The sequence below is a fragment of the Actinokineospora auranticolor genome (genome assembly GCF_041897805.1).
GTDB lineage: Bacteria > Actinomycetota > Actinomycetes > Mycobacteriales > Pseudonocardiaceae > Actinokineospora > Actinokineospora auranticolor.
The window spans coordinates 5359669-5378392 of the sequence record NZ_CP154825.1; the positions used below are offsets into that span (position 1 = coordinate 5359669).

Consider the following 18724-nt stretch of genomic DNA (forward strand, 5'->3'; position numbering starts at 1 on the left):
TCGATGCCGCAAGGGAAACCCGATGTCGTCCCGACCGACGGGCTGACCACCCGGCAGCGGCGCAACCGGCCGCTGGTCGTGGTGCACACCGGGGAGATGAAGGGCAAGTCGACCGCCGCGTTCGGACTGGCGCTGCGCGGCTGGAACCAGGGCTGGTCGATCGGGGTGTTCCAGTTCGTGAAGTCGGCGAAGTGGCGCGTCGGCGAGGAGTCGGCGTTCCGGGCGCTGGGCAGGCTGCACGAGGAGACCGGCGAGGGCGGTCCCGTCGAGTGGCACAAGATGGGGTCGGGGTGGTCGTGGTCGCGCAAGGCGGGCACGGAGGAGGACCACGCCGAGGCGGCGCGCGAGGGCTGGGCGGAGATCACGCGGCGACTCGCCGACGAGCGACACGACCTCTACGTGCTCGACGAGTTCACCTATCCGCTAAAGTGGGGGTGGGTTGACATCCAGGACGTGGTTCGCACATTGGCCGATCGGCCGGGGCACCAGCACGTCGTCATCACGGGCCGTGACGCGCCGCAGTCCCTTGTGGACGCGGCGGACCTCGTCACGCACATGACCAAGGTGAAGCACCCGATGGACGCCGGCCACAAGGGCCAGAAGGGCATCGAGTGGTAGCCCGCGTCGTGATCGCGGCGCCCGGTTCCGGGAGCGGCAAGACGACGGTGGCCACGGGGCTGATCGCCGCCCTGCGCGCCCGCGGGCACGTGGTGGCGCCGTTCAAGGTCGGGCCCGACTACATCGATCCCGGCTACCACACGCTGGCCGCCGGGCGGCCGGGCCGCAACCTCGACCCGGTCCTGGTCGGTGAGCACCGGGTCGCGCCGCTGTTCCGGCACGGGACGCGCGGGGCGGACGTCGCGGTGGTCGAGGGCGTGATGGGGCTGTTCGACGGGCGCGTCGGGCAGCACGTGGCGTCCGGCGGGTTCGGGTCCACGGCGCACGTGGCCAGCCTGCTGGGCGCGCCGGTGGTGCTCGTCGTCGACGTGCGCGGGCAGAGCACGAGCCTGGCGGCGCTGCTGCACGGGTTCCGGTCGTACCGGCCCGGGGTGCGGATCGCGGGTGTGGTGCTGAACCAGGTCGGGTCGGACCGGCACGAGCAGGTGCTGCGCGAGGCGTGCGCGGACGTCGGGCTGCCGGTGCTGGGCGCGGTGCGGCGCGCGGGCGAGGTCGACGTGCCGTCGCGGCACCTGGGTCTGGTGCCCGCGGCCGAGCACGGCGCGCCCGCGGTGCGCGCGGTGGCGGCGATGGCGGACCTGGTGGCGGCGTCGGTGGACCTGGACGCGGTGCTGGCGGTGGCGCGGTCGGCGCCCCCGGTCGACGGGCCCGTGTGGGACGCGGCGGACGAGGTCGCGCCGGTGCCGGGGCGCCCGGTGATCGCGGTCGCGGGCGGGTCGGCGTTCACCTTCGGGTACGCCGAGCACGCCGAGCTGCTGCGCGCGGCGGGCGCCGAGGTGGCGGTGGTGGATCCGCTGCGCGACGAGCGGCTGCCCGCGGGGACGGCCGGGCTGGTGCTGCCGGGCGGGTTCCCGGAGGCGCACGCGGAGGCGTTGTCCGCCAACGAGTTCCTCCGCGAGGAGATCGCCCTCCTCGCGCGCTCCGGCGCGCCCGTGCACGCCGAGTGCGGTGGGCTGCTGTACCTGGCGGCGAAGCTGGACGGGCACCCGATGTGCGGTGTGCTGGCGGCGGAGGCGGCGATGTCGCCGCGGCTGCTGCTGGGTTACCGGGACGCGGTGGCGGCGTCGGCCTCGGTGCTGGGCGGAGAGGGCGCCCGCGTGGCCGGGCACGAGTTCCACCGCACCCGGACTCTGCCGGAACACGGCGACCGCCCCGCGTGGGCGTGGCGCGACCACGAGGGCGTGGTCCGCCGGGACGGCTTCGTCCAGGGTCGGGTGCACGCGTCGTACCTGCACACCCACCCGGCCGGGAACCCGGCCGCGGTGCGGGCCTTCGTCGAGGCGTCGGCGGCCCCTGCCTGAGCCGGCGGCTCGGTGTCCGTCGCAGGGTGCTCCCGGATGCGGCCGGTACCGCTTGGCGGGGTGCCCGATGTGGAGCGTGCGGGTCTTGCCGTTGACTCGGTCGCGGTGGGCAGAGGTCGCGAAGGAGCGCGCGGCACTGTGTCGGCCGTTGAGGTGGTGAACCCACCACGGGGTCGCGCGGCCGGTCCCTCGCCGCGGGCTTCCCGCACAAGGTCAGGCGGCGTCGGCCGAGTCGGTCGGGTGGAGTCGGGCGGCCGGGTCGTCGGTGGGCTGTTCGTCCACTGTGGTCGGTTGCTTGCTCGGCTTGCGAGGCGCCCACGAGGTGGCCATGGCGCCGCCGACGATGCCGAGCACGGAACCGATCACCAGGCCGCCCAGGTTGGACAGCGGGAACGCGGCGACCGACACCAGGACGGTGATCAGCCCGGCGATGACGCGGGTCTGCGGGGTGAACCACAGGCTCAGCGCCAGCACGGCCATGATCGAGGCGATCAGCAGGCCGGACACGCCCGCGACCCCGCTGGCCACCAGCACCTTGATCGGCGCCAGCGGCAGCACGAAGATCGGCACGGCGCCGAGCAGGACGAACACCCCGCCCCAGAACGGGCGGGTGCGGCGCCAGTGGGTGAAGGCGCGCCAGTAGCGGGACATCGGGTCCTCCGGTCGAGGTCGGGGGCCTGGCGGCACCGGCCCGCCAGGCCCCACGCGGTCAGCAGCCGTGCGCGCCCGAGGAGACGCTCAGGTCCAGGTTCTCGAGCTGGAAGTCCCCCGCGACCTGGGCGGAGAGCGCGTCGGCGCGCAGCGCGCCGATGTCGGCGGCGTCGGCCTGGAGCCCGAAGTTCCCGGCCTGCTTGCGCACCTCCGCCGGACCCTTGGTCAGCGCGTTGCTCGCGACGCCGAGGTCGAGGCCGTGGAAGGTGCCGTCGCCGGTGAGCTTGCGGGCGTCGAGCAGCAGGTTCCCGGCCCGCAGCTCCTTGGTGGCCGGGTCGGTGTCGCCCGCGGTGATCTTGAACGTGAGCTGGCCGACGATCGGCACGTCGGTCACCACGTTCGCGCAGAGCCCGCTGAGCTGGGCGTCGCCGATGCCCGCGTACAGCACGCCCTGGTCACCCGCGTTGTACACGGTGCCCGCGAACCCCTCGGCGGACAGGCTCTGCGAGGTCAGCGTGATCGGTACGCCGGACACCGCGAACGAGGCCGCGAGCACGCCCTGGGCCATCGCGACGGCGAGGGCGGCGATCGCGCCCACCGCGGGCAGGGCCACCAGGGTCGCGCGGCCCCAGCGGGTCCCGCCCCGGCTGTCTTCGTCTGTCATCGTGCCTCCCTTGCGACGGCGCCGCCCCCGCCGACCGGGCAGCCGCCACCCGCGTTCGTCTCGGCGAACGCCCAGGTCAGAGCTGCGACGGGGAGTCGGTGCGCATCGGAACCAGTGGTTGGTGGGCAGATCGTGCACGGGTGTGCGCCGCGCTACAAGCGGCCGTTCGCGCCGCCGCCCGGCCGGGTCGCGGCGATATGTGACGGCGGGTAACAGGTATCGACCGCGACCGTTGGGGACCACTCGCAATCCGAAGGCGATTCGCCACCGCGGGCACGAACGGGCGGGCGAGCGGGCCGGTTTCCGCTACCCGGAGTTACATAAGACTCCAAGTAACAGTTACGCAACATCGCAGTATTCGCCCGTTCACCTCCGCCACCCGGCCGAGTTAGCTGTCCGGCAGCCGGACGATGGAGGTCCCTTGCCGCGCCGAACCCGCCGCGCACCGCTCGTCGCGGCCATCGCGCTCGCCGCCGCCCTCGCCCTGGTCGTCGTGGCCGGGGTGGCCGCCTACGCGCTCTCGTACCGGATCGATGGCGACAGCATGTCGCCGACGCTCACCGATGGGGACCAGGCAGTGGCCGACCCGTTCGCGGGCGACTACTCCCCCGCCCGACTCGACGTCGTCGTGCTGACGCCACCCGGGCGCGAGGCGCCGGTGGTCAAGCGGGTCGTCGGGGTGCCCGGCGACCGGGTGCGCTCGATGGACGGGCGGATCCAGGTCCAGCCCGCCGGGACCGGGCCGTGGTTCGAGGTCGCACAGGGCGGTTCGGCGGTGTGGGGGCGTCCGCCGCGACAGTGCTGCGCGAGGGACGGGACGGGCGGGGAACGGACCCAGGAGCAGGTCGTGCCACCGGGGCGGTACTGGGTGATCGGCGACAACGCGGCCGTGTCCGAGGACTCCCGGGCGTTCGGCTGGGTCCCGGACGAACGGATCCAGGCTCCGGTGTGGACTCTGCTGTGGACGTTCGGGTCGCCGCGGACGGTCGAGCTGAGACCGTTGGGGTGAAAGGGAAACGGCCCCGGTGCGCCCGGGGCCGTTTCAGTCCGTCGGTCAGCCGGTCTTGCGAGTGAGTCCGCGGTGCAGCAGCGCCGCGAAGACGACACCGATGGTCGCGTACAGCACCGCCGAGGTGCCCAGCGACGCCACCCGGAACTCCCACAGCACGGAGCCGGGGAACGAGTCGGGGACCTCGTTGAACGACGGCAGCGCCTTGGCCACGGCGGTCACCACGACCACGTAGCCCAGCCCGGCGGCCACAGTGGACCACCAGCCGCCCCAGCGCGCGGCGAGCTTGCGCGCCGCGACGATCGCCAGGACCAGGGCCACCAGGGAGATCCCCATGATCCCGAAGAACAGGCCGGTCCGCTCGCCGATCGTCTCGCCCTTGCCGACCGCGGGCGGGTTCGCCGGGTAGGTCAGGAACGGGACGAGGACGAGCGCCAGGTAGCCCAGCCCCGCCACGGCGAGCGCGGTGGCCCGCGCGGTCAGGCGACCGAGCCTGCCGTAGGCGAAGGCGAACGCGAGGCTGTAGAGACCGCCCAGGCCCAGGCCGTACGCGACGGCGCCGATGCCGAGGCCGCCGGTCGACTGGAAGGCCCGGGAGACCTCCTCTTCCTCGGCCGCGGGCTCCGCGCCGTGCGAGTGCCCGCCCGCCTCGGCACCGTGGTCGTGGGCGGCGCCGCCCGCTTCCTCGATGCCGATCGCGGTCTCCACCGACGGCTCACCGAAGGCGGAGGCGAACCCGAAGGCGAGCAACCCGCCGACGAGCCCGGCGAGCAGGCCCCACACGAGCAGCGAGCGCACGGTGAGCGCCGACTGCTCCGTGGTGCGGTCGGGCTCGGTCAGTGGCACGGGAAGCCCAGCAGGTGCCGCGCGTCGTGGACGAGCTCGTGCACGTAGGTACCGTCGAACACGGCCAGCGCGCCTTGCTCGGCGCCCACGAAGTACAGCGCGATCAGCGACAGGACCCCGGCGAACAGGGCGTAGGGCAGGATCTCCCGGATGGGGATCCGCACGGGGATGGGGGCGGGAACGGCGACGGCATGCGTCACGACGACCTCCTCGGGGCTTCACGCGGCCCGGTAGTGGAGCGGTCGACGGGGGGAGGGTCTGACTGCGAGCGCCTCTCGGCACCCGTTCACAGTGGCGCGGCCGTGCCGGGTTCCCACCGGCTTCCTCCACCCATCAGGGTCGATTCGGCAACGTAAGTCAGCCTGACCGGCCGTGTCAACGCGGCCGAATGCGCAGGTGGGCAATGTCATCACCCCGCCTTCCGCGGGTAGTGGACCGTCCGGCCCAGTGGCCGGGCCCGTCGCAGGCGGATCCGCTGGCAGGCGGGTCGTCGGGGTCGGGCGCGGCGGGCCCGGCTGGCCTCGGCACCGGACTCGGCGAGCCAGGTGCCGAACGCGCGCAGGCCCGGGTGGATGACGCGGAGCGCCTCGATGTCGGCGTGCCAGCGCTCGCCCGCCGCCCAGCGCCTGCCGGTCTCGATGATCATCGGGTGCACCCCGGTGGTCACCTGCTCGTACCGGACGGGGCTGCCGGTGGCCGCCGCGATGGCGGCGGCGGCCTCGACCGGGGTGGGCTGGTCGCCCGCCAGCTCCAGCGTGCGGCCCGCGTAGCGCTCCGGGTCGGCGAAGGCGAGGGCCGCGAAGTCGGCGATGTCCTCCAGGGTGATGACCTGCATCGGCTCGTGCGGTGGGAAGAAGTGCCGGTGGACGCCGTCGACGATGCCCTCCAGCCCGAGGTCGCCCGTGAGGAGGTAGTTGGTCACGAAGCGGACCGGGCGCAGCACGGTGGGGCGGGCGACGCGGTCGACCAGGTACCGCTCGATCTCCGCCTTGCCCTTCGCGCTCTGCTCGGACCGCGACATCGAGGCGACGGTGCTCAGCACGACCTGTTCGACGCCCGCCGCCACGGCGGCGTCGACGAGGGCGCGGCCACGGGCGGCCTCGGTCTCGTCGGCGGGTCCGTTGGGGCCGAAGGGCGCGGTCGGCACGGCGAACACGGCGGCCACGCCGTCGAAGGCGGGCCGCAGGCTCGTCGGGTCGTCGAAGTCGCCGGTCACGAGCTCGGCTCCGGCGGTGGCCAGGGCGACGGCCGCGGCGGTGGTCGTGTCGCGGACGAGGGCGCGCACCGGGCGTCCGTCGGCGAGCAGGCGACGCGCGGTGGCGCCGCCCTGCCTGCCGGTGGCGCCGGTGACGAGGATCGGGTCGGTCATGGGTGTCTTATCCCGGGATGATGGGGCTATCCGGGATGATCGACCCGGTTCTGTCAGCGCGGAAAGGGTTGCGTGACATGACGGCGGAACGGGCCGACGCCCGGCGGAACCGGGAGGTCGTGCTGCGGACGGCGGTGCGGCTGTTCGCCGAGGACGGGCCGGAGGTGTCACTCGGTCGGATCGCGCGGCGCGCCGGGGTCGGCGCGGGCACCGTCTACCGGCACTTCCCCAGCAAGGAGATCCTGGTCGAGGCCGTGCTCGCCGAGCACATCACGGGCCTGGCGACCGCGGCGGACGGCTGGGCCACCCGCGCGGCGCCGGGTGCCGCGCTGTTCGGGTTCCTGGTGGAGGTGGTCCAGAAATCCGTTGACCGCCGACACCTCTGCGACGCGCTCACCGCCGACCGGGGCCGGCCGCACGCGGCCGTCGCCCAGGCGTCCCGCCGGTTCCACGAGGCGTTAGAACGGCTGCTGGACAACGCGAAGCGGGCGGGCACGATCCGCGTGGACCTGCGGACCGACGACCTGTCCGCGGTGATCGCGGGCGCCGCCGCGCTGCGCGACGCCCACCGCGACCCCGTCCGCGGCGCCCGCCTGGTCCGGTTGCTGCTGGACGGGCTCCGCGCGGTCACGGAACCCGTCGAGTTCCGTGACGAACCCGGCGGGCCGCGTCACGGAACCTGCGTCGAGTGCGGCGTCCGCCTGCCCGTCCGCGCCACCGGCAGGCCGCCCCGCTACTGCGGCCCCACCTGCCGCCAACGCGCCCACCGGCGTCGCGCGGCGGAGTGAGCCGTCACCCGCGACCCCCGCGCCCGGACACCGCGACCTCGACCCGCGGGACGGTCTCGGCCGCCGGTCCCCACGGGACCTCGGACGGGACATCGGAGTCGACGTGCATCGCGTGCCTCACCAGGCTCCGGATCCGGTACGCGCCGACGCCCACCTCGTCGACGAGGTGGGCGTCGATCACCCCGTGCACCGCCGCTTCGACCCTCGGTCCAGCCCAGCCGAGCGCCACGCCCAGCGCGCGCGGACCGGTCCCCTGGCCCCGCGCGGACTCCGCCCCTGGACCACCTCGGGGTTGCGGGTGGTCACCGAGCGCACGCAGTGGCCACGCCGCGACCGGCCCCGCCGCGGGGGTGTCCAGCTACGGCTACGGCGGCACCATCGCCCACGTCGTGCTCGAGGAGGCACCGGTCGACGACGACGTGTTGCACATCGCGGACGCCCCCGCGGCGGGCCCGCCAATCGCGGCATGCGTTGGGAGCACCAGGTCGAAACTCCTGCGCCCGCGCGGGTAGGTGGAGTACCGGGTGCCGCCGGCGGACGCGGCACCCGGTACTCCACCGCGGCCGTAGGCTCACCCGATCCATACCAGGGAAGGGCCGCGGAATGCGACAACTGGTCATCGTCCTCCTCTTCGGACTCGCGGCGTGCTCCGCCGCCCCGGGCACCGCACAGCCCGTGCCCGCGCGGTCCACGGGCGCGGCGGGCGCCGCCTCGCCCAACCCCTGCGAACTGGTCACCCGCGAGACCCTGGACAGCGCCTTCCCCGACGCCACCGCCATCGCGCCGGTGACCGCCGACGGCGTCGAGCCCGGCAACCCACCCGCGAACGGCGCTTCGGGGGAACGCGACTGCGGCTACGCGGTGACCGTGCCCGGTGTGTTCGGCGACAACCCCGGCACCGACTCCGCCAGCCGGTTCACCGTCATGGTCGCGACCTACGCCGAGGACCGCGACGGAACCACCTGGGACGCGCTGAGCCGGGGCACCGGCACCCGCCCCGCCACCAACATCGGGGACGCGGCCTTCTTCCGCGGCGAAGGCGACCTGACCGCGCACCGGGGGCCGGTGATCGTCCACGTGTGGAGCGCCGACGACGTCGACGGCGTCCTGGACGACCAGCGGGTCACCGGCATCGTGCTGCGGGCGCTCGCGCCCTGACCGACGGAGGCCCACCCGGCATTGGGAGGATTCCACCGGACTGCGACGGCGGAGGGTGGACGGTGAGCGGGCGACTCGTGCTGGTGTGCCATGGCGCGACGGCGGCGACGCGGGGGGTGGTGTTCCCGCGGGACGAGCCGCTGTCGGTCGAGGTGGGGCGCGGCGCCGACCTGGGTCGGGTCGACCTGGTGGTGCGGGGCCCGGAGACGCGGTGCGCGCAGACGGCCGCCGGGTTGGGGCTCGACGCCGTGGTCGACGAGCGGCTGCGCGACGCCGACCACGGGCAGTGGCGGGGCCGGGCCCTGGACGAGGTCGCGGCGGGTGAGCCCGAGGCGGTGACGCGGTGGCTCACCGACCCGAGCGCGGCGCCGCACGGCGGCGAGTCGGTGCTGACCGTGCTGGGCCGGGTGGGCGACTGGCTCGACGAGCACCCGGCGGGCGCGCGCACGGTGGCCATCACCTCGCCGTCGGTCGTGCGGGCGGCGCTGGTGCACGCGATCGGGGCCGACCCGGCCGCGTTCTGGCGGGTCGACGTGGCCCCGTTGTCCCGCACGGTACTGCGCGGCGGGCCGGGCCGGTGGTCGCTGCGCTGGATTGTCCCAGGCGACGCCTGACTCCCCATTTCGGCGAAACACTCGGCGATTCCCCCGAATTGCGCGCGACGAATCGTCTGCGCCATTTGCGCCGAACAGCCCATCAGACCCGCGTACTGTCGATCACGCTTCGGTGCGCGTGGGCGCACCGATCGGCAGGCACGCGACTCGGATGCACCAGCTTCGCACCAACGGCCGGTCAACCGCCGTCGACGCAGCGTGACGAGAGGCCATAAGGTCACGAACTAGTCGCCGTGCGCGCGAGGCGGCAACCGCCTTGGTCATTTAGGGGACATCCGCGCCGCGCCCTTGCGCCGCGCCCGAATGTCGGGGACGCTCAACCCCACCGATCACGTCCGATGATTTTCGACGCGGGTGACGTATCAATCGGACAAAGGTGGACGACGCCATTCCCGTCGACGGTGCGCGGGTCGGCGCGCACGAGACGGAGAAAGCGGTGACGCGGTGGGCGAGGCGGCTGCGGACCAGCCAGGCGGCCCCGCGCGGCCCCCGGGCGGTTCCGCCGACCACACCACCCCGGACGCGGCGGGTGACCCCGAGATAAACACCACGACGACCGGTATCCCCACCCCGGGCGCCGCGCCCGGCGCGGTCGCGCACACCACTCCCGCGCCCGAAACCGCCGAAACGACCGCCCCGCCCGGTATCTTCGCGATTACCCCGCCCGCGGGGCACCCCGCGGACCACACCCGGCAGGCGGGCGACCCCGCCGCCACCACCGAGACGACCGCCATGACCGACGCCGACCCCGTCACCGCGGCCGCCGACGGCACCGCGACAGACGGCACCACCGCGCACGACGACCCGACCCACGGCACCACGACGGACGACACCGACACCGGCGCCACCCCGACCGGTGCCGCGACCACCCGCGCGCCGGGGAGCGACCCGGCCGCCGACGACCTGGACACCCGCCGCCGGAACCTGTTCCGGGGCCTGGTCGACCGGGCCGCCGCGGCCGAGGTGTCCCAGGACCGGATGCGGCACCTGCTGGACGCCGTCCTCTCCGTGGCCAGCGACCTGTCGCTGCCCGCCGTGCTGCGCCGCATCGTCACCGCCGGGTGCGAGCTGGCGGGCGCGCGCTACGGCGCGCTGGGTGTCCTCGGCCAAGACGGCGCCTTCGAGGCGCTGACCCACGCCGGGCTCGACGACCGGACCGGGCGCGAGATCGGGGCGTTACCCGTCGGCAAGGGCATCCTCGGGCTGGTGATCGAGCGGCCCGAACCGCTGCGCGTGCCGGACCTCACCGGGCACGAGGCCGCCGCAGGGTTCCCCGAGAACCACCCGCGGATGGGGTCGTTCCTCGGCGTGCCGATCCGGGTGCGCGGCGAGGTGTTCGGCAACCTGTACCTCACCGAGAAGGTCGGCGGCCGCGGCTTCACCCAGGAGGACGAGGACGTCGTCGTCGCCCTCGCCGCGGCGGCCGGGATGGCAATCGAGAACGCGCGGCACTACGACCGCAGCATCCGGCGCGAGCGGTGGCTGCGCGCCACCACCGAGGTCACCGCCGTGCTGCGCACCAACGTCTGCGACGCCGAGGGCCTCGACCTCATGGTCCGCCGGGCGCGGGAGGTCGCGGGCGCGGTGCTCGCCTTCGTCGCGGTCCCCGCCGGGCCGGAGCACCTGGAGGTGCGCGCGGTCGACGGCACCCTGTCCACCGAACTCGCGGGCTCCCGGATGGCCGCGGGCGACAGCATCACCGGCGACGTGTTCTCCACCGGCCGCGCCCGGGTGCTCGGCGAGGTCGCGCAGGCCACCCTGACCCGGTCGGTGGCGACCTTCCACCAGCTGCCCGAGGGCATCAGCGGGCTCGGCCCCGCCGTGTTCGTCCCGATGAGCACCGGGTCCCGGGCGTCCGGGGTGCTCATGCTCGCCCGGGAGCACGGCGGCACCCGGTTCGACGACGAGGACGTGCGGATGGTGACCGACTTCGCCACGCACGCCGCCCTGGCCATCGAGTTCGCCTACGCCCAGCAGGACCGCCAGCGGCTGGCGCTCTACGAGGAGCGCGACCGCATCGCCCGCGACCTGCACGACCTCGTCATCCAGCGGCTGTTCGCGATCGGTCTGGGCCTGCAGGGCCTGCGGCGGTCCCCGCACAACCCGGACGCGGGCGAGCGGCTCGGCGGCTTCGTCGCCGAGATCGACCAGACCATCCGCGAGATCCGGCGCAGCATCTTCTCCCTGCAGCAGCCCGCCAACGGCCCCTACAGCCTGCGCGGGGAGATCCTGCGGGCGATCTCCGAGGCCACCGTCACCCTGGGGTTCGAGCCGACGGTGCGGCTCGAGGGCCCGCTGGACTCGGTGGTGCCCGCCGACGTCGCCCTCGACCTGATGGCCACGCTGCGCGAGGCGCTGTCCAACGTCGTCCGGCACGCCGGGGCGAGCGGCGTGGCGCTGACCGTCGCGGTGGACCGGCACGCCACCCGCTTGCGGCTGCTGGTCCGCGACGACGGGCGCGGCCTGCCCGCCGACATCACCCACCGCGGCGGGCTGTCGAACATGGTGCAGCGCGCCCGCCGCTGGGAGGGCGACTGCGTGATCGATTCCCCCGCCGTCGGCGGGACCCGGGTCGACTGGGACGTGCCGCTGCGCAGGCCCGCCCCGACCGGACGTGATCAGGACGCGCGAGGCCAGGAGGCACGTGGATGAGCATTTCCGTGTTCGTGCTCGACGACCACGAGGTCGTCCGCCGCGGGCTGCGGCAGTTGTTGGAGGTCGAGCCGGACATCGACGTCGTCGGCGAGGCGGCCACCGCCGCGCAGGCCCTGGCCAGGATCCCCGCGGTGCGCCCGCAGGTGGCCATCCTGGACGTGCGGCTGCCCGACGGCGAGGGCGTGTCGGTGTGCCGGGACGTGCGGTCGTCGGTGACCCCGCCCCCGGCCTGCCTGATGCTCACCTCGTTCTCCGACGACGAGGCGCTCTTCGGCGCCATCATGGCGGGCGCCGCCGGGTACATGCTCAAGCAGGTCAGCGGCGACGACCTGGTCTCGGCCGTGCGCACCCTCGCCGAGGGCGGCTCGCTGCTGGACGCGGGCGTCACCGCGACCGTCCTCGACCGCCTCCGCGCGGGCCGGGTGGAGGACCCGCGCTACGCGACGCTGAGCCCGCAGGAGCGCAAGATCCTCGACCTGATCGCCGAGGGCATGACCAACCGGCAGATCGCGGGCGCCCTGTACCTGGCGGAGAAGACGGTGAAGAACTACGTCTCCACGCTGCTGCACAAGCTCGGCTTCGACCGCCGCACAGAAGCGGCCGTCTACGCCACCCGCCTGCACAACACCCAACGCGGCAGCGCACCCAACCTCTGAGCACCACCCCGCCAACCCCGCACCCGGTTCTCCACCCCTCCCCCGCTCCTCAGCCCTACACGCCGGTCCCACACCTGCGCCGCCGCACCCCGCCCTCATTGCAGCAGGCCGCTCCCCGCCCGGTCCCTCCATCCCCATCTCCCCACACCGCCGCCCCCACGTCCCTGTCCAGCCCTTCACCTCCGCCCTACCCGCCCCCACATCATCCCCACATCACCGCCCGGCCCCACATCCACGCCCCGGCCTCTGCCTCACCCCGGGCCCTGCCGGCCCAGCACGCTGCCAGGCCCCATATCCCCGTCCGGCCGTCACCAACCCACCCCGTACCTCTACCCAGCCCCGCACCACATCCCTGTTCGGCCCTCCATCCCTCTCCGGCCTGACAACCCCAACCCGGCCCCGCATCCCAGCCACACCTCCTATCCCTGCCTGGCTCCGCACCTCCCTGCTCCCGCATTCGCCTGGCCGCGGCCCCGGCGACGACCTCCCACTCCTCGACGCCCGCCCGGTCTGCCAACCGGCCGCCCGCGACCAGCCCGCCCCGCGCCGACCGCTGTGGCCACACGGCCCCGTGATGTCCAAGCCCTGGAAGTCAATCACTGCCGCGGGTCGCCGTGCGCGAAGTTGTCCACAGCCCCGAACGGGTACTTGACCGGTGATCCGTTCGGGCGTGCCGTCACTCCACGCCACCACCGCCCCACCGTTGAGAGAACAGGGAACCGGCCTGCCCGCCGACCAAACTTTCCCGTACTTCCCACAATCCCGGGCGCGTCCACGGCGGAATCCCGCGCCGGGAAGGTCACCCGCCGCCCCGCGCGCCCACACCGGGCCGAGCGGGATCGCTTGTCCGGCGGCCACTTGGTTCACGCCGCGCGTCCACCCGGCCGACGCCGGTCGCCGCGGGTGAGTCCGTTCGCGACTCGCGGCGCGCCACCGGGGCGGGTGGACCGCCGCATCCGCCCGTACGGGTTCGGCGTGTCGTCCGGACCGGGTGCGCGCCATCGGTAACGTGCCCGGCGTCTCGCGCTATACCGCATGCAGGAGAAGGGCATACCGGCGGGTCGCTGTCGCGGCGGGCACCCGGGTCCCGAGGTGGCGGAAGGGGGCGTCGGTGCCGAACACCCTCGTTCCCCTGCCCTGCCCCGGGGCGGGTCGGCGGGTGCCGGAGGTGTGCCTGATCGCGGGCGACGCCGTGGCGGCCACGCGCCTGGCGCCGGTGGTGGGGGCGCTGCGCGGGCGCGGGCGGGTGCGGCCGGTGGTGCTCGCGTGCGGTGACGACGCGGCCGCCGCCACGGAGGTGTTGTCGGGCTTCGGTTTGGCCACCGAGGTCCTGGTCGAGCTGGCGCGCGACGGGCAGCGCACCGGCCGGGCGGCGGCGCAGCTGCTGGCCGGTCTGGACCACGCGTTCGCCGACCTCGCACCGGACGCGGTGGTGGTGCAGGGCGATTCGGCCACCGCGTTCAGCGCCGCCATGGCCGCGTTCTGGCAGCGCGTCCCGGTGGTGCACCTCGACGCGGGTGTGCGCTCGTACGACCTCACCGCCCCGTTCCCGCAGGAGGGCCACCGCAGGCTCATCGCCCAGGTGTCGTCGCTGCACCTGGCCGCCACCCCGGACGCGGCGGCCAACCTCGGCGACGAGTGCCACCGCGGCCCGAAGGTCGTCACGGTCGGGAGCACCGCGGTCGACGCCGGGTTCGACGCCCTCGACCGCTACGTGCGCCACCGCGACGACCGCGTGCAGGCGGTGGAGAACGCGGTGGTGGCGGGCGAGGTCCGGCTGGCCGTGGTCGCCGTCGAGGCGCGCGACTGGTCCACGGCGGCGGCCACGCAGCTGCTGCACGGGATCGCCGACCTCGTGCTGACGTGCCCGGACCTGGAGGTCGTGCTGCCGCTGCCGCGCGGCCCCCTGCGGCACCTGGCCTACGACATGCTCGGCAGGCTCGTGCGGGTGACCATCACCGACCCGATCGCGCAGCCGGAGCTGGTCTGCCTGCTGTCGATCGCGGCGGCGCTGGTGACCGACTCGGCCACGCTGGCCGAGCAGGCGCCCAGCTTCGGCGTGCCCACGCTGGTCCTCGGCGGCGAGCCCGGCACCTGGGCCGAGCCGCGCCACCCCGGCCACCCGTGGACCGCGGGCTCCGACCGCGCGGTCGTCGCCCGGATCGCCGAGAAGCTCGTCCTCAGCCACGTCGAGCGGCAGACCACGGCCCCGACCCCCAACCCGTTCGGCGACGGCTTCGCCGCGACCCGCTGCGAGCAGGCGCTGCAGTGGTTCCTCGGCCTCGACGACCGCCCGGAGGAGTTCGCCCCGCACCGGTAGTGGACCGCCGGTTCCGGCACCTCCCGCGAGTGGGCGCACCACGGTGACCGCGAACGGCTTCCACGGAACGGAACGGGATTCGGGTGACACGGCAAGCGGAAGACCCACGGCGGCACTCCCACCGCCGAGCCCGCCACGACCGCAGTGGCCACCTCGACCGACCGCGGGCAACCGCCGGGAATCGAGACCACGAGCCAGTCGGCTACGCCACGCGCGTCGACAACTCCGGCCCGCCGCTCAAGGAGATCTCCGCGGGCGCGCGGTCCTCGGACCGCACGGTCGTGTCGGTGCTGTCCGGCAACCGGAACCTCGAGGGCCGGATCAACACCCGCGAAAGCCGCGTGCCCCAACCGGCCGAGTACCCCGCCGGGGTTCGGCTCGCGGCCATATGTCCTGGCACCAGCTTACCCGGTCGCACCGGCCGATGAAGAGGCGTCGACCCTTGCCTGTGGACAACTCGGTTGCCCGAGAGGTCACGCCGCCGGGTGGGGTGCGGGCCTGGTGGGTGCTCGCGTTCAGCGGGGCGACGGCGGCGGTGTTCGTTGGCTGGTACGGGCCGCTGCAGGTGCTGCTGGCGCGGCAGGTCGAGGGGATCTCGCCCGACGGCAAGGAAAGCGCGCTGGCGCTGGTGACCGGGGTGGGGGCGGCGTGGTCCATGGTCGCCAATCCGATCTGGGGTGCCTTGTCGGACCGAAGCGGGCGGCGCGGACCTTGGGTACTGGGCGGCGCGGTGGCCGGCGGCGGCGCGCTGGCCGCTCTGGCCACAGTGGACACGGTGCTCGGTGTGGTAGCCTTGTGGTCGGTCGCGCAGATCGCGCTCAATTCCTGCTTCGCGGGGCTGAGCGCGGCGGTCCCGGACCAGGTCCCCGAACACCGTCGTGGCGCGGTGGGTGGCTGGTTCGGTTTCGCCCAGACCGTTGGCGTGATGTCCGGGACAGGGTTGGCACTGGCGGGTGGCTCCGTCTCCAGTGGCTATGTGGCGTGCGCGGTGGTCGTCGTCGTGGGGTCGTTGCCGTTCGCGTTGGCCCGCGAGCGGCGGCGGGTGCCGGTACGGGAACCGGCGCGGAAGCCGTTCGGCCTCCTGCGGCACCGGGACTTCGTCTGGGCCTGGGTGCCCAGGTTCCTGATCAACCTGGGCAACGCCGTCGCGCTGCTCTACCTCTTCTACTACCTCCAGGACGAGGTACGGGTCGGCGACCCGGCGGGTGGCGTGTTCACGTTGACCGCGGTGTACGCCGTCGCGCTGCTGGCGACGGTGCTGGTCGGCGGGGTCTGGTCGGACCGGGTGGGCAAGCGCCGGGTGTTCGTGTGCGTGGCCGGGGTGGTGATGTCGGCGGCGGCGGTGCTGCTGGCGGTGTGGCCGACCTGGACGGGCGCGGTGGTGGCCGCGGCCGTGCTCGGTGTCGGCTACGGCGCCTACACCTCGGTGGACTTCGCGCTCGTGACCCAGGTGTTGCCCGCGGCGGGTGCGCGGGGCAAGGATCTCGGGGTGGTCAACATCGCGAACACGCTGCCGCAGGTGCTCGCCCCGGCGCTGGCCGCGCCGGTGGTGGCGCACCTGGGCGGGTACCCCGTGCTGTACCTGGTCGCCGCGGCGGTCGGGGTGGCGGGGGCGGCCCTCGTGTTCCGCGTCCGGACCGTCCACTGAGGAGGATCCCATGCCGTTTCCCGGGTTACCCGACGATTTCCTGTGGGGTACGGCCTCGGCCGCGTACCAGGTGGAGGGCGCGGTCGCGGAGGGTGGACGCGCGCCGTCGGTCTGGGACACCTTCTGCGCGCGCCCCGGTCGGGTGCGCGACGAGGACACCGGGGCGGTGGCGGCCGACCACTACCACCGGTACCGGGAGGACGTCGCCCTGCTGCGCGACCTGGGCGTAGGCGCCTACCGGTTCTCGGTGTCGTGGCCGCGCGTGCTGCCGGGCGGCCGGGTCAACGCGGAGGGCCTGGGCTTCTACGACCGCCTCGTCGACGAGCTGTGCGAGGCGGGGATCGCCCCTGCCGCCACGCTGTTCCACTGGGACACCCCGCAGGAGCTGGAGGACGCGGGTGGCTGGGTGAACCGGGACACCGCCGCGCGGTTCGCCGAGTACGCCGAGGTGGTCGGGGCGAAGCTGGGCGACCGGGTGCGGATGTGGATGACGATCAACGAGCCGGTCGTGGTCACCCTGTTCGGCTACGCCCTGGACGTGCACGCGCCGGGGCGGGCGCTGGGCTTCGACGCGCTGCCCGTCGCGCACCACCTGCTGCTCGGGCACGGGTTGGCGGCGCGGGCGCTGCGGGCGGCGGGGTGCTCGAACATCGGGATCGCGAGCAACCACGGGCCGGTGTGGGCGGCGTCGGAGTCGGAGGCGGACCGGACGGCGGCGGAGGCGTACGACACGCTGGTGAACTGGCTGTTCGCCGACCCGTTGCTGCGCGGCCGCTACCCGGCGCCGGAGTTGGCGGCGGCGATGCCGGGACCGGTGGCCGAGGACCTGAAGGTGATCTCCGAGCCGCTGGACTTCTTCGGGCTGAACTACTACCAGCCGACCCTGATCGGCGCGGCGGCGCCGGACGAGGAGTCGGCGGTGGCGAGCGCGCCGCTGCCGCCGGGGTTGCCGTTCGCGCCGAAGCCGCTGTCGGGGTACCCGACGACGGACTTCGGGTGGCCGGTGGTCCCGGACGGGCTGCGGGAGACGATCGCGCTGTTCACGGCCCGCTACGGCGACGACCTGCCGCCGATCTACGTGACCGAGAGCGGGTGTTCCTACCACGACGGCGATCCGGTGGCGGGCCGCGTGGCCGATCAGGCTCGGATCGACTACCACGAATCGCACCTCGCGGCGCTGGCGCGGGCGGTGTCCGACGGGGCGGATGTGCGCGGGTACTTCGCGTGGTCGGCGACGGACAACTTCGAATGGGCGGCGGGTTACCGGGAACGGTTCGGGCTCATTCACGTGGATTACGAGACCCAGCGGCGGACACCGAAGGACTCGTATTTCTGGTACCGCGATGTGATTGGTCGGGGGTGAGCGGCGGGCCGCTGTCGGCCTGAGCGGCCGGGGCGGGCCGGGCGGGGCGGGTATTGCCGGGTGCGGTGGGAGGAAGTGCCGAGGGAATTGGCCACCGGCGCGCGCGTCCGGTGCCGGGCGGAGGTGACGTGCCCGAGGCGACGGGCCGATCACCTCGCGATTCGACCGGGGTTCCGTCGCGCCCACGGCAGTTCCGCGAGGTCGGGCGCGAGGGTCCCGTGCCGGATTCTCGGGCGAGTGGGGTCGGTTTCCCGGCGAGGTTCGCGCGCACGGCAATGCCACAAGGTCGTGCGCGAGAGTCCGGTGCCGGATACCCAGGCGAGACGAGTGGGGCCGGTCCTCCAGCACGAGGTTCCGTCGCGACCACGGCAGCGCCTCGAGGTCGGGCGCGAGAGTCCCGTGCCGGATTCCCGGGCGAGTGGGGCCGGTCCTCCAGCACGAGATTCGGTTGCGCCCACGGCAATGCCTTGGGGTCGGGCGCGAGAGTCCCGTGCCGGATACCCAGGCGAGGCGAGTGGGGCCGTTCTCCGGCGCGAGGTTCCGTCGCGCCCACGGCAATGCCTTGGGGCCGGGCACGAGGGGCCCGTGCCGGGTTCGCGGGCGAGTGGGGCCGGTTCTCCGGCGCAAGATTCGGTCGCGGGCACGGCGGTGCCCCGGGGTCGAGCGCGAGAGTCCCGTGCCGGATTCCCGGGCGAGTGGGGCGGTTTCCCAGCACGAGGTTCCATCGCGCCCACGGCGATACCACAGGGTCGAGCGCGAGGTCCCCTGCCGGATTCCCGGGCAAGTGGGGCCGGTTTCCCGGCGCGAGGTTCCGTCGCGCCCACGGCAATGCCTTGGGGCCGGACGCGAGGGTCCGTGCCGGGTTCGCGGGCGAGTGGGGCCGGTTTCCCGGCGCAAGATTCGGTCGCGGGCACGGCGGTGCCCCGGGGTCGAGCGCGAGAGTCCCGTGCCGGATTCCCGGGCGAGTGGGGCCGTTCTCCGGCGCGAGGTTCCGTCGCGCGCAC

The 18724-nt window shown here is 74.2% G+C and carries 18 protein-coding genes; 12 read left to right on the plus strand and 6 right to left on the minus strand.

The features are described from left to right. Positions 1–3: 3 nt before the first annotated feature. Together cobO and V5P93_RS23335 are read left to right on the plus strand one after the other, a co-directional pair. A complete protein-coding gene (gene cobO, locus V5P93_RS23330) occupies positions 4–618 on the plus strand; it encodes a cob(I)yrinic acid a,c-diamide adenosyltransferase (RefSeq protein ID WP_104483476.1) in 615 nt (204 codons plus the stop codon). Next, a complete protein-coding gene (locus V5P93_RS23335; protein WP_104483477.1) occupies positions 612–1979 on the plus strand; it encodes a cobyrinate a,c-diamide synthase in 1368 nt (455 codons plus the stop codon). Before cobO ends, V5P93_RS23335 begins: the two co-directional genes overlap by 7 nt. Positions 1980–2192: 213 nt before the next feature. Here the strand turns inward: V5P93_RS23335 and V5P93_RS23340 are convergent, their stop codons facing one another. Both V5P93_RS23340 and V5P93_RS23345 read right to left on the minus strand, forming a co-directional pair. Beyond that, the gene (locus V5P93_RS23340; RefSeq protein ID WP_181043959.1) at positions 2193–2630 is read right to left on the minus strand and encodes a DUF6114 domain-containing protein; all 438 of its coding nucleotides are present in this window, start codon (positions 2628–2630) and stop codon (positions 2193–2195) included. A 58-nt stretch (positions 2631–2688) separates the two neighbouring features. After that, complete coding sequence (locus V5P93_RS23345; RefSeq protein WP_181043960.1) at positions 2689–3294, minus strand: DUF6230 family protein; 606 nt, start codon at positions 3292–3294, stop codon at positions 2689–2691. Between the two features lie 421 nt (positions 3295–3715). On the opposite strand from V5P93_RS23345, the gene lepB reads away from it, so the two are divergent. Continuing rightward, on the plus strand, positions 3716–4303 hold the full coding sequence (gene lepB / locus V5P93_RS23350) for a signal peptidase I (RefSeq protein ID WP_181043961.1): 588 nt from the start codon (positions 3716–3718) through the stop codon (positions 4301–4303). Positions 4304–4348: 45 nt separating this feature from the next. Here the strand turns inward: lepB and V5P93_RS23355 are convergent, their stop codons facing one another. The 3 genes from V5P93_RS23355 to V5P93_RS23365 all read right to left on the minus strand — a co-directional run bounded on the left by V5P93_RS23355 (position 4349) and on the right by V5P93_RS23365 (position 6518). Continuing rightward, positions 4349–5149 (minus strand): CbtA family protein, encoded by an 801-nt coding sequence (locus V5P93_RS23355; RefSeq protein WP_104483479.1) that lies wholly within the window; start codon positions 5147–5149, stop codon positions 4349–4351. Continuing rightward, positions 5140–5349: a CbtB-domain containing protein gene (locus tag V5P93_RS23360; RefSeq protein ID WP_104483480.1), complete on the minus strand. Its 210-nt coding sequence runs from the start codon at positions 5347–5349 to the stop codon at positions 5140–5142. Before V5P93_RS23360 ends, V5P93_RS23355 begins: the two co-directional genes overlap by 10 nt. Positions 5350–5558: 209 nt before the next feature. Next, positions 5559–6518, minus strand: a complete 960-nt coding sequence (locus tag V5P93_RS23365) for an NmrA family NAD(P)-binding protein (protein WP_104483481.1) — start codon at positions 6516–6518, stop codon at positions 5559–5561. Between the two features lie 77 nt (positions 6519–6595). Here V5P93_RS23365 and V5P93_RS23370 point away from each other — a divergent pair, with 77 nt between their 5' ends. Next, positions 6596–7306 (plus strand): TetR/AcrR family transcriptional regulator, encoded by a 711-nt coding sequence (locus V5P93_RS23370; RefSeq protein WP_104483482.1) that lies wholly within the window; start codon positions 6596–6598, stop codon positions 7304–7306. A gap of 4 nt (positions 7307–7310) precedes the next feature. Here the strand turns inward: V5P93_RS23370 and V5P93_RS23375 are convergent, their stop codons facing one another. After that, positions 7311–7487 carry a hypothetical protein gene (locus V5P93_RS23375; protein WP_181043962.1) on the minus strand — a complete coding sequence of 59 codons (177 nt, stop codon included), beginning with the start codon at positions 7485–7487 and terminating at the stop codon, positions 7311–7313. Positions 7488–7909: 422 nt separating this feature from the next. On the opposite strand from V5P93_RS23375, the gene V5P93_RS23380 reads away from it, so the two are divergent. The 8 genes from V5P93_RS23380 (at position 7910) to V5P93_RS23415 (ending at position 17720) form a co-directional block, all read left to right on the plus strand. Further along, complete coding sequence (locus V5P93_RS23380; protein WP_104483484.1) at positions 7910–8464, plus strand: hypothetical protein; 555 nt, start codon at positions 7910–7912, stop codon at positions 8462–8464. Positions 8465–8526: 62 nt separating this feature from the next. Further along, positions 8527–9078, plus strand: coding sequence for a histidine phosphatase family protein (locus V5P93_RS23385; protein WP_104483485.1), 552 nt, complete (start codon positions 8527–8529; stop codon positions 9076–9078). 444 nt (positions 9079–9522) lie between these two features. Continuing rightward, on the plus strand, positions 9523–11730 hold the full coding sequence (locus V5P93_RS23390) for a GAF domain-containing sensor histidine kinase (RefSeq protein WP_104483486.1): 2208 nt from the start codon (positions 9523–9525) through the stop codon (positions 11728–11730). After that, positions 11727–12389, plus strand: coding sequence for a response regulator transcription factor (locus V5P93_RS23395; RefSeq protein WP_104483487.1), 663 nt, complete (start codon positions 11727–11729; stop codon positions 12387–12389). The genes V5P93_RS23390 and V5P93_RS23395 overlap by 4 nt, the downstream gene beginning before the upstream one ends. Before the next feature lie 1111 nt (positions 12390–13500). Continuing rightward, the gene (locus V5P93_RS23400) at positions 13501–14709 is read left to right on the plus strand and encodes a UDP-N-acetylglucosamine 2-epimerase (RefSeq protein WP_104483488.1); all 1209 of its coding nucleotides are present in this window, start codon (positions 13501–13503) and stop codon (positions 14707–14709) included. A gap of 83 nt (positions 14710–14792) precedes the next feature. Further along, entirely contained in the window at positions 14793–15137 is a 345-nt protein-coding gene (locus tag V5P93_RS23405; RefSeq protein ID WP_146108404.1) for a hypothetical protein, read from the plus strand. 20 nt (positions 15138–15157) lie between these two features. After that, positions 15158–16357 (plus strand): MFS transporter, encoded by a 1200-nt coding sequence (locus V5P93_RS23410; protein ID WP_245931802.1) that lies wholly within the window; start codon positions 15158–15160, stop codon positions 16355–16357. 10 nt (positions 16358–16367) lie between these two features. After that, positions 16368–17720 (plus strand): GH1 family beta-glucosidase, encoded by a 1353-nt coding sequence (locus V5P93_RS23415; RefSeq protein ID WP_104483490.1) that lies wholly within the window; start codon positions 16368–16370, stop codon positions 17718–17720. The last annotated feature ends 1004 nt before the right edge of the window (positions 17721–18724 follow it).